The 8,722-nt window shown below is 64.7% G+C and carries 13 protein-coding genes and 1 pseudogene; 1 reads left to right on the forward strand and 13 read right to left on the reverse strand.

All coding sequences use genetic code 11. The features are described 5' to 3' along the window. The first annotated feature begins 28 nt into the window (after window positions 1–28). Complete coding sequence (locus tag KHY18_RS15580) at window positions 29–1,183, forward strand: Do family serine endopeptidase (protein ID WP_213301641.1); 1,155 nt, start codon at window positions 29–31, stop codon at window positions 1,181–1,183. An 81-nt stretch (window positions 1,184–1,264) separates the two neighbouring features. Here KHY18_RS15580 and tatC read toward each other — a convergent pair whose 3' ends face one another. From tatC to KHY18_RS15645, 13 genes and pseudogenes are all read right to left on the reverse strand, one after another. Beyond that, a complete protein-coding gene (tatC, locus tag KHY18_RS15585) occupies window positions 1,265–2,068 on the reverse strand; it encodes a twin-arginine translocase subunit TatC (RefSeq protein WP_213301644.1) in 804 nt (267 codons plus the stop codon). A gap of 125 nt (window positions 2,069–2,193) precedes the next feature. After that, complete coding sequence (tatB, locus tag KHY18_RS15590) at window positions 2,194–2,679, reverse strand: Sec-independent protein translocase protein TatB (protein ID WP_213301647.1); 486 nt, start codon at window positions 2,677–2,679, stop codon at window positions 2,194–2,196. Between the two features lie 20 nt (window positions 2,680–2,699). Continuing rightward, window positions 2,700–2,948, reverse strand: coding sequence for a Sec-independent protein translocase subunit TatA (gene tatA, locus KHY18_RS15595; protein WP_213301649.1), 249 nt, complete (start codon window positions 2,946–2,948; stop codon window positions 2,700–2,702). A gap of 84 nt (window positions 2,949–3,032) precedes the next feature. After that, complete coding sequence (locus tag KHY18_RS15600) at window positions 3,033–3,389, reverse strand: histidine triad nucleotide-binding protein (RefSeq protein ID WP_213301652.1); 357 nt, start codon at window positions 3,387–3,389, stop codon at window positions 3,033–3,035. Between the two features lie 64 nt (window positions 3,390–3,453). Continuing rightward, complete coding sequence (locus KHY18_RS15605) at window positions 3,454–3,846, reverse strand: DUF4870 family protein (RefSeq protein ID WP_213301655.1); 393 nt, start codon at window positions 3,844–3,846, stop codon at window positions 3,454–3,456. 28 nt (window positions 3,847–3,874) lie between these two features. Beyond that, a complete protein-coding gene (locus KHY18_RS15610) occupies window positions 3,875–4,243 on the reverse strand; it encodes a phosphoribosyl-ATP diphosphatase (RefSeq protein ID WP_213301658.1) in 369 nt (122 codons plus the stop codon). Window positions 4,244–4,249: 6 nt separating this feature from the next. Further along, window positions 4,250–4,657 (reverse strand): phosphoribosyl-AMP cyclohydrolase, encoded by a 408-nt coding sequence (gene hisI / locus KHY18_RS15615; RefSeq protein WP_213301661.1) that lies wholly within the window; start codon window positions 4,655–4,657, stop codon window positions 4,250–4,252. 7 nt (window positions 4,658–4,664) lie between these two features. Beyond that, the gene (gene hisF, locus KHY18_RS15620) at window positions 4,665–5,465 is read right to left on the reverse strand and encodes an imidazole glycerol phosphate synthase subunit HisF (protein ID WP_213301664.1); all 801 of its coding nucleotides are present in this window, start codon (window positions 5,463–5,465) and stop codon (window positions 4,665–4,667) included. A 33-nt stretch (window positions 5,466–5,498) separates the two neighbouring features. After that, entirely contained in the window at window positions 5,499–6,389 is an 891-nt protein-coding gene (locus KHY18_RS15625) for a D-hexose-6-phosphate mutarotase (RefSeq protein ID WP_213301667.1), read from the reverse strand. Further along, complete coding sequence (gene hisA, locus KHY18_RS15630; protein ID WP_213301670.1) at window positions 6,382–7,125, reverse strand: 1-(5-phosphoribosyl)-5-[(5-phosphoribosylamino)methylideneamino]imidazole-4-carboxamide isomerase; 744 nt, start codon at window positions 7,123–7,125, stop codon at window positions 6,382–6,384. Before hisA ends, KHY18_RS15625 begins: the two co-directional genes overlap by 8 nt. 48 nt (window positions 7,126–7,173) lie before the next feature. Next, entirely contained in the window at window positions 7,174–7,830 is a 657-nt protein-coding gene (gene hisH, locus KHY18_RS15635) for an imidazole glycerol phosphate synthase subunit HisH (protein WP_213301673.1), read from the reverse strand. A 51-nt stretch (window positions 7,831–7,881) separates the two neighbouring features. Continuing rightward, window positions 7,882–8,508: an imidazoleglycerol-phosphate dehydratase HisB gene (gene hisB, locus KHY18_RS15640; RefSeq protein ID WP_213301676.1), complete on the reverse strand. Its 627-nt coding sequence runs from the start codon at window positions 8,506–8,508 to the stop codon at window positions 7,882–7,884. Further along, window positions 8,505–8,722: pseudogene (locus KHY18_RS15645) on the reverse strand (histidinol-phosphate aminotransferase); the annotation flags it as partial. The gene hisB and the pseudogene KHY18_RS15645, both read right to left, overlap by 4 nt.

Genomic DNA, 8,722 nt, shown 5'->3' on the forward strand with positions numbered 1-8,722 from the left:
ACTTGTTTGACCCTTGTTGATGGATTTCATGAAGCGCTCTTGGCTTTTGTTTTCCCAAGCCGTGACCATATTGGTCGCCGCCTACTTCGTCGTCGCCACCCTGCAGCCCGACTGGCTGCGCGGCGGAATGACCCGTTCCAGCGCCGGCATAGCCTTGCTTGAGGCTCCCGCGACGCCGGCCGGAACGCCCGCGCCCGGCAGCTTCAGCGGCGCGGCGCGCAAGGCCGCGCCCGCGGTCGTGAGCATCAACACCAGCAAGGCCGTGCGCCACCCGCGCAGCAACGACCCCTGGTTCCAGTTCTTCTTCGGCGACCAGGGCACGCAGGAACAGACCGGCCTGGGCAGCGGCGTGATCATCAGCCCCGACGGCTACATCCTCACCAACAACCATGTGGTCGAAGGCGCGGACGACATCGAAGTCACGCTGACCGACAGCCGCCAGGCCAAGGCCAGCGTGATCGGCACCGACCCCGAGACCGACCTGGCCATCCTGAAGATCGCGCTCGACAAGCTGCCGGTCATCGTGCTGGGCGACTCCGACCAGCTTGACGTCGGCGACCAGGTGCTGGCCATCGGCAACCCGTTCGGCGTGGGCCAGACCGTGACCAGCGGCATCGTCAGCGCGCTGGGCCGCAGCCAGCTGGGCATCAACACCTTCGAGAACTTCATCCAGACCGATGCCGCGATCAACCCCGGCAACTCGGGCGGCGCGCTGGTCGATGTCTACGGCAACCTGCTGGGCATCAACACCGCCATCTACTCGCGTTCGGGCGGCAGCATGGGCATAGGCTTTGCGATTCCCGTCTCCACGGCCAAGATGGTGCTCGACAGCATCGTCAAGGACGGCCATGTCACGCGCGGCTGGATAGGCGTGGAGCCGAACGAGCTGTCGCCTGAATTGGCCGAAACCTTCGGCGTCAAGGCCGGCGCGGGCGTGATCGTCACCGGCGTGCTGCAGGCCGGCCCCGCGGCCCAGGCCGGCATGCGTCCCGGCGATGTCATCCTCCAGGTCCAGGACAAGCCCGTGCGCACCGTGTCCGAACTGCTGACCACGGTCGCCAGCCTCACCCCGGGCACCGCCGCTGACTTCCAGCTGCGGCGCGGCGATGGCGAAGTCACGATCAAGGTCATACCGACGGCGCGCCCCAACCAGGCACAGCGCGGCAACCAGCAACGCCGATAGTTTGTGCAGCCGTTCGTTGTGACGGCACCAAAGAAAAAAGCGGCCACCGGCCGCTTTTTTCATGTCTGCGAACTGCGCAGGTTATTTTTCCGTGGAAGCCGCCGGCTCGTCTTCTTCGCTGTCAGGCGAGCGCGACACGCGGCTGAACCAGCCCGCGCCCAGGATGCCGACTTCGTACAGGATGCACATGGGAATCGCCAGCGCGAGCTGCGAGATCACATCGGGCGGCGTGACCACGGCCGCGATGACGAACGACACCACCACGAAGTAGCCGCGGAAGGCCTTGAGCTTGGCGATGTCGACGAGCTTGAAGCGCACCAGCAGCATCACCACGATGGGCACCTGGAAGGCCAGGCCGAAGGCCAGATAGAGCGACAAAATGGCTTCGACGTAGGACGCGATATCCGGGGTGGCCGCAACGCTGTCGGGCGTGAAGCCCTGGATGAAGGCGAACATCTTGTCGAGCACGAAGAACTGCACGAACGCAATGCCGACATAGGCCAGCAGGCTGCCGAACAGGATCAGCGGCAGCGCAAAGCGCTTTTCATGGCTGTACAGGCCCGGCGAGACGAAGGCCCACATCTGGTACATGATCCACGGCAGCACGGCGAGCACGCCCACCATGCCCAGCACCTTGATAGGCACGAAGAACGGCGTGAACACGCCGACCGCGATCAGCTTCGCATCCGGCGGCATGTGCGCCTTGATCGGCTGGGCGATGAAATCGATCAGCCCGTTGGGGCCTGGCCAGAGCGCCAGAATTGCCACCGCCAAGGCAATCCCGTAGATGCAATAAAGCAGGCGATTGCGCAGCTCCAGCAGATGCTGCACAAATGGCTGCTCGGTGCCGGCCAGCTCGTCGTCTTTGGATGGAATGTCTGACATGGTGGGAATTGCAGGCCCTCAGGCCCTGACACTTTTCGGAAAGACCAGTAAAAAAGCACGCACACAGCGCGGTGCCTGCGCTGCGCCATCGCTCCAGACCTGCCGCCCTGCAACGGGCTCGGCGGCTAGCGGAACTTCTGCGGACGAAAGCGCGCCACGCGGGCAGCGCCTGATTGTGCCTTGCTGCGCACACCTGCGCGCGCCTTGTACCACTGGGGCACGGCAGCGCGCTTGATGCGCCAATTCTTGCGCGGCTTGGTGTAGGCCGGTACCACGCCACGCCCTGCGTCATAGGAAGACGAGTAGTCGTGCGACGCGTTATCGAGCCCGTCGCCGGTGCTGGCGTTCCAGTCCTTCTCGAAGTCGCTGGCACTGGTGTGAATGGTCTGCTCGACATCGCGCGCAGCCCCTTCCACCGATTCCTTCATCTTCTTGAGCTCGTCGAGCTCCATCGAGCGGTTGACTTCGGCTTTTACATCGGCGACATAGCGCTGGGCCTTGCCCAGCAAGGTCCCCACGGTACGCGCCACGCGCGGCAGCTTTTCCGGCCCGATGACAATCAATGCCACCGCGCCGATCAGCGCCATCTTGGACAGGCCAATATCAATCATGAAAGCAGCGCCTGGGCGCTTCAGCTCTTGTGCTTGGCTTCGACGTCGATCGTGGTCTTGTCAGCCGCGGTCTGGTTGACGACCTGACCGGGAGCGGGCGTAGCGCCAGGCGCTGCGGCTGCATCCGTGCCGCCGTCCTTGACGCCGTCCTTGAAACCCTTGACCGCGCCGCCGAGATCGGAGCCGAGGTTCTTGAGCTTCTTGGTGCCGAACACCATGACGACGATGAGCAGCACGATCAGCCAGTGCCAGATGGAAAAGGAACCCATGAGTATCTCCTAACGAATTCAGAACATTTTAGACGGGCGCGCGTGAAGCGTTGATGAATCGCCCTTTTTGTCACACAGCCGGCATCAACCCTTCAACCAGGGGCGGGGTCCGCCCATGACGTGCATATGAAGGTGGTGTATTTCCTGGCCGCCTTCGGTGCCGGTGTTGACCACCACGCGAAAGCCGCCTTCGGGATACGGATTGCAGCCCTGCTCCTGCGCCAGGCGCGGCGCGAGCGTGAGCATGTGGCCCAGCAGGCCTGCGTCCTCGGGTTGCACCTGGGCCATGGACGCGATGTGCTTTTTGGGCAGCATCAGGAAGTGGATAGGGGCACCCGGATGGATGTCATGAAAGGCAAAGACCTGATCGTCCTCGTACACCTTGCGCGAGGGAATCTGGCCGGCAATGATTTTGCAGAAAAGGCAGTCTGGGTCGTGCATGTCAGTGGGAACACAGGTGAATGGAACGCGGCGGGCGGGCAGCCGCGTACGGAAATCAGGTGGATCAGGCTTGGATGCCCTGGTTCCTGTTCATCGCCACCATGCCGCGCACGATGCGATACAGGAACCAGATGGAGATGATCGCCCAGGCAATCCAGCCGGGAAAGAAAAGCAGCAACCACAGCGGCGCAGTGACGAGGTACAGCACCCCGGCCCAGATCACGCTGCGTATGCGCCAGGAGAAATGGCTGGCCTGCCACGTGCCCACGGCATCGCCGCGCTTGACCAGGTCGATGATCAGGGCGATCACCAGCAACGCGATGCTGGGCTGGGCGGCGGGCACGACCGCGGCCACGGCGACGATCAGGTGCAGCACATAGCTGACCCAGCCCCAGGCCTTGAGGCCTTCGAAGCGCTCGGGATCCACGACTTGGACGTCGACGATGTCATCACGCATGCATATCTCCTTCTTGCGGGGTGGACTGCTAGGCCTTGCGCGCGGCCTTCTCGGCCAGACCGCTGGTGCCTTCGCGGCGCTCGAGCTCGGCGACCACCTGGGCGGGCGTCAAGCCATAGTGTGACAGCGCAATCATCGTATGAAACCAGAGATCGGCAACCTCGTACAGCAGCTTGGCTTTATCGCCACCATGGTCCGCATCCTTGGCGGCCAGCACCACTTCGGTGGCTTCCTCGCCGATCTTCTTCAGAAAAGCGTCGGGACCCTTGTGCAAGAGCCGTGCCACGTAGCTTTTTTCGGGGTCGCCGCCATTGGCAGCCTTGCGGCTTTCAATCACCGCAGCCAGCCGCTCCAGCGCGCCTTCGCTCGAAGCCGAAAAATTGTCAGAAGCAGTCATAAACATTCACCGATAAATGGATTCAGGGTCCTTGAGCACCGGATCCACGGGGGTCCAGACGCCGTCCTTGAGCACGCTGTAGAAACAGCTGTGGCGGCCCGTATGACAGGCGATGCCGGGCTCGTGGCCCTGCTGGGTCACCTTGAGCAGCACCACGTCGTTGTCACAGTCGAGGCGCATTTCATGCACCAGTTGCACATGACCCGATTCCTCGCCCTTGAACCAGAGGCGGTTGCGCGAGCGGCTGAAATACACCGCGCGGCCCAGTTCCGCCGTCTTCGCCAGCGCCTCGCTGTTCATCCAGGCAAACATCAGCACATCGCCCGTGGCGTGCTCCTGCGCAATGACGGGCACCAGGCCCTGCGCATCCCATTTCACTTGATCTAGCCAGTTCATGCTTTGATTGTCTGTCATTTGCGGCTTAAAGCCTTACTGGAATGCCACGCTCGGCCATGCGTTCTTTCGCCTGGCCCACCGTGTATTCGCCATAGTGGAAGATGCTGGCCGCGAGCACGGCGTCGGCGCCGCCCTGCTGCACGCCATCGGCGAGGTGGTCGAGATTGCCCACGCCGCCCGAAGCGATCACGGGCACGCTGACCGCATCGCTCACGGCGCGCGTGAGCGCCAGGTCAAAGCCCGACTTGGTGCCGTCGCGGTCCATGCTGGTCAGCAGGATTTCGCCCGCGCCGCGGCGTGCCATTTCGCTGGCCCACTGCACGGCATCGAGGCCGGTGTTCTTGCGTCCGCCGTGGCTGTAGACGTCCCAGCCCGGCCCCACGGGCAGGCCGTTGGCGCCCACGCGCTGCGCGTCTTCGGGCGTGCGGCGCTTGGCGTCGATCGCGACCACGATGCACTGGGCGCCGTATTTCTGCGACGCCGCATTGATGACATCGGGATTGGCCAGCGCGGCCGAGTTGAAGCTGGTCTTGTCGGCGCCCGCGTTGAGCAGCCGGCGCACGTCTTCGACGGTGCGCACGCCGCCACCCACCGTCAGCGGAATGAACACCTGGCTGGCGACGGCTTCGATGATGGGCAGGATCAGGTCGCGGCCGTCGCTGGTCGCGGTGATGTCGAGAAAAGTCAGTTCGTCCGCGCCCTGGCCGTTGTAGCGCGCGGCGATTTCCACCGGATCGCCGGCATCGCGCAGTTCGACGAAATTGACACCCTTGACGACACGGCCTCCGGTCACGTCAAGGCAGGGAATGATGCGTTTGGCAAGCATGGCGCTGGGTATCTCAGAAAGGTAAAAGGAATGCTACGCGCCGGACTGCGCAGCGGTAGAAGCGGCCAGGTGCTCGAAGCGCTGCGCCGCCTGCCAGCGGCCCTGGGGCGCAAGCACCACGGGCGTGTCGATGGCCGCGGCTTCGACGCACAGCATATGCCGATAGCCGTCGGCCGGCATATCGGCCAGGCGCGCGCACAGCTCAGGCCCCGGGTTCCAGACCACGGTCTCGGCCCAGGGCGCGTCCTGCGCGATGCGCAGCCGCGGCTGGCCCGCGGCATCGAGCTGCATGGCCTGCGCGGGCCGTGGATAGACACGGTCCAGCTCGGCGCCAAAGCCCAGCGCGCCCTGCTGCTGCGGATGGGTATCTTCGACCGCATCCCAGTAACGCAGCCCTTCGAGGCCCGACAGCGTGGTCGCGGTCACGTCATCGACGCGCAGATAGGTATGCAGCGCGGCCGTGAAGGAAAGCGCAGCGTCGCCCGTATTGGTCACAGCCAGGTTCACGGTCAACGCCGTGGGCTGCAGCCAGACGCTGAGCTCGGCGGCGAACGCATGCGGCCAGACCGCGCGCGTCGCCGCATTGTCTTGCAGGCGCAGCGTGAGCCGCAGGCCGTCGCCGTCGACGCGGGCGCCGTCGGCCTGGGCCTGCCAGGCGAGCGTGCGCGCAAAGCCATGCTTGACCAGCGGGCCGCGCTGATTGAATTGGGGAAAGCAGACGGGAATGCCGCCACGGATGGGCGTGCTGCCGTCGTGGGCCGCGTGCGGGCTCAGGAACAGCTGCTCCTGCCCGCCCCGGATCCAGGACAGCACTTGCGCGCCCTGGAGCGCGACCAGCGCGCTGTCACCGCCGGGCAGCGTCAGGCAAATGGCCGGCAGGCCCTGCCACTCGGCTGCCGCAGCAGTGAACTGCGCTTCAGCCATTTGCGAGTTCGTCGGCGCGCGCCTGCGCGGCCGCGAAGTCGAGGTTGCCCGAGTAGATGGCGCGGCCGCAGATCACGCCTTGCACGCCTTCTTTTTCGACGGCGCACAGCTGCTCGATATCGCTCATGCCGGCCAGGCCGCCCGAAGCGATCACGGGAATCGTCAGCGATTGCGCGAGCTTGACCGTGGCGTCGATGTTGATGCCCGACAGCATGCCGTCGCGGCCGATGTCGGTATAGATGATGGACTCGACGCCCCAGTCTTCGAAGCGCTTGCCGACGCTCATCACGTCCTGGCCCGTGAGCTTGCTCCAGCCGTCGATGGCGACCTTGCCGTCCTTGGCGTCCAGGCCCACGATGATGTGGCCCGCGAACGCCGTGCAGGCGTCCTGCAGGAAACCGGGGTTCTTCACCGCGGCCGTGCCGATGATCACATAGCGCATGCCGGCGTCGATGTAGCGCTCGATGGTGTCGAGGTCGCGAATGCCACCGCCCAGCTGCACCGGAATTTCGCCGCCGACTTCGGCAAGAATCGACTTGATCGCCGCATTGTTCTTGGGCGCACCCGCGAACGCACCATTGAGGTCGACCAGATGCAGGCGACGCGCGCCCGCGTCGACCCACTTGCGGGCCATGGCCCCGGGGTCTTCACCGAAAGTGGTGGATTGGTCCATGTCGCCCTGCTTGAGGCGAACGCAGTGGCCGTCCTTGAGGTCAATGGCGGGAATGAGCAGCATGATGATTGGAGAGGAAAGATTGCCGGCAGGGCCGGCGGGGAACAGGAATCAGGGTTTCCAGTGCAGGAAATTGCGAAACAGGGCCAGGCCCTGGTCGGCGCTTTTCTCGGGATGGAACTGCGTGGCGAAGATATTGTCGCGGGCGATGGCGGCCGCAAAGCGCCCGCCGTAGTCGGCCTCGCCCGCGCAATGCGCGGCCGCAAGCGGCTGCGCATAGAAGCTGTGGACGAAATAGAAGAAGCTGTCGTCGGGCACGCCTTGCCAGATGGGATGCGGCTGGCTCTGGTGCACGCGATTCCAGCCCATCTGCGGCACCTTGAAGCGGCTGCCATCGGGCTGGGTCCGGCCTTCGAGCTGGAATTTGCGCACTTCGCCGGGAATCAGGCCCAGCCCGGGCGTGTCGCCCTCTTCGCTGTGATCCAGCAGCATCTGCATGCCGACGCAGACGCCGAACAGCGGCTTGCTGCGCGCGGCTTCGAGCACGGGCTCGCGCAGGCCGGAACTCGCGAGTTCGCGCATGCAGTCGGGAATCGCGCCCTGGCCGGGCAGCACCACGCGGTCCGCGCAGCGCACCACATCGGGGTCGGCGGTCACCACGACCTGCCAGCCCGTTCCCTTGGCGGCTTCCTTGACGGCCTGCGAGACCGAACGCAGATTGCCCATGCCATAGTCAACCACGGCGACGGTATTTGCTTGCATATTCATAGCTGTCGGAACGGAATTCGAGCGCGCATCAGCGCGCCGTCGTCCCCATTGTCACAGAGAGCCCTTGGTCGAGGGAATGGTAGTGGATGCACGCGGGTCAATCTCGAGCGCGGCACGCAGCGCGCGCGCGAACGCCTTGAACACCGACTCGCACTGGTGGTGGGCGTTGAAGCCCTTGAGGTTGTCGATGTGCACGGTGACGCCGGCGTGGTTCACGAAGCCCTGGAAGAACTCGTAGACCAGCTGGGTGTCGAGCTGGCCTATGCGGCCGGCCGTGAACTTCACGTCCATGTGCAGGCCGGGACGACCGGAGAAGTCGATGACCACGCGCGACAGCGCTTCGTCGAGCGGCACATAGGCGTGGCCGTAGCGGCGCAGGCCCTTCTTGTCGCCGACCGCGCGCGCAAAGGCCTGGCCCAGCGTGATGCCGATGTCTTCGACCGTGTGGTGGCCGTCGATGTGCAGGTCGCCTTCGCACTGCACGTCCATGTCGATCAGGCCGTGGCGCGCGATCTGCTCGAGCATGTGATCGAGAAAACCGATGCCGCTGCTGAGCTGGTTCTGGCCCGTGCCATCGAGGTTGATGCGCACGGTGATGCGGGTCTCGGCCGTGTTGCGGCTGACTTCCGCGGTGCGCGGCGCGCCGGCGGTGGAGGGAATGAGAGCGGAGGAGGTCATATCGAAGCTTCCAGTGCGGCAAGCATAAGGGCATTGTCGGCCGTGCTGCCCACGGTCAGACGCAAACATTGATCGAGCAAGGGGTGCATGGCCGAAACATTCTTCACCAGCACGCCGCGCGCCTTCATGCGCGCATGGATTCCCGGGGCGTCGGTCACGCGGATCAGCACCATGTTGGCTTCGCTGTCCCAGACCTTGTGCACGCCGGGCATGG

The sequence above is a fragment of the Acidovorax sp. CCYZU-2555 genome, assembly GCF_018413525.1.
Classification (GTDB): domain Bacteria; phylum Pseudomonadota; class Gammaproteobacteria; order Burkholderiales; family Burkholderiaceae_C; genus Comamonas.